The organism is Bradyrhizobium sp. NAS96.2, from assembly GCF_001908235.1.
In the GTDB taxonomy this organism is placed as follows: domain Bacteria; phylum Pseudomonadota; class Alphaproteobacteria; order Rhizobiales; family Xanthobacteraceae; genus Bradyrhizobium.
The window spans coordinates 1-1,326 of the sequence record NZ_LGHK01000318.1; the positions used below are offsets into that span (position 1 = coordinate 1).

At 66.1% G+C, this 1,326-nt stretch carries 2 protein-coding genes; both read left to right on the forward strand.

Features of this window, described 5'->3' with window-relative positions:
• The coding region (locus AC628_RS40650; protein ID WP_074132410.1) for a peptidylprolyl isomerase at positions 1-856 on the forward strand (856 nt) is incomplete at its 5' end.
• A gap of 13 nt (positions 857-869) precedes the next feature.
• Positions 870-1,326: YbjN domain-containing protein (locus AC628_RS40655; RefSeq protein WP_074132413.1), on the forward strand; the 457-nt coding region annotated here is incomplete at its 3' end.

Sequence of the window (1,326 nt, forward strand, 5' to 3'; positions counted from 1 at the left end):
TCCGGTGGCGGCCGCGCCGAAGCCCGCCACCGCTCCGGAGAATGTCATCGCGCGCGTCGGCGAGACCAATATCTCGGCCGATGATCTGCGCAGCTATGTCGCAGCGCTTGCGCCGCGCGAGCAGGCTGCGCTCGCCAAGGATCCGGCCATGCTCAGCCAGGCGGTCCGGCTGCTGCTTGCCAACCGCCTCGTGCTGCAAGAGGCCGTGGCGAAGAAGTGGGATCAGCAACCGGCCATCGCGGCGCAGCTGGAGCGGGCCCGCGAGGGCGCGGTGGTCGAGCTCTATCTGCAATCGGTCTCGACGCCGCCAGCGAACTTCCCGAGCGAGGACGATCTGCAAAAGGTCTATGAGGCCAATCGCGCCGCGTTCCTGATGCCGCGGCAATTCCAGCTCTCGCAGATCTTCATTGCGGCTCCGAAGGAGGGCGACAAGGCCGCCGAGGACAAGGCGCGGCAGGAGCTCGACGACGTGCAGCGCAAGCTGAAGGCGCCGGGAGCTGACTTCGCCGCGATCGCGCGCGGCGACAACAACGCCGCCAAGGATGCCGGCGACCTCGGATGGGTTGCAGAGACCCAGATCCGCCCGGAGATCCGCAGCCAGGTGATGGGGCTCGCCAAGAACAGCGTGTCCGAGCCGATCAAGCTCGACGACGGCTGGCACATCGTCAAGCTGATCGACACCAAGGCGTCCTACACCCGCACCTTGCCGGAAGTGCGCGACCAGCTGGTGCTGCAGATCCGCTCCGAGCGGTCGAACATGATGCGGCGAGCCTATCTCGCCGAGCTGCTGAAGCAGCATCCGCCCGTCCTCAACGAACTTGCGCTGTCGAGCCTGCTCGACGCATCGAAGAAGTAATACGGAGACCACAATGTCCGAGATCATCACCAGGCTCACCATCGAAGGATTGCGCGACAGCTTCCAGAGCGTCGGCTATCGCGTCGAAACGCTGACCGATCCGGTCGCCAACACGACCTATCTGCGCTCGGCGACGGCGGGGCTTGGCTTCGAGATCCGGCCGGGAAACCAGCTGGTCGGCGAGGAACAGAGCTTTGTCGACGCCACGCTGGTCACCACGCTTCAAGTGCAGGGCGAGCTGCCGCTCGACCTCGTCAATCGCTGGAACACGACGCGGCGGTTCGGACGGCTGCAGTACAGCCAACCGTTCCTGATGTTCTGCCTCGATGTCTCCGTCGCCGGCGGGGTGGCGCCGAACTTTGTCCGCGCGCAGATCGAGATCTGGGACCGGCTGGCTCAGGAGCTGATCGCCTATCTGCGCGAGGAGCTGCCGAAGCTCGCCGTGCGCAACGGCGCGGCTGCGGCCGCCC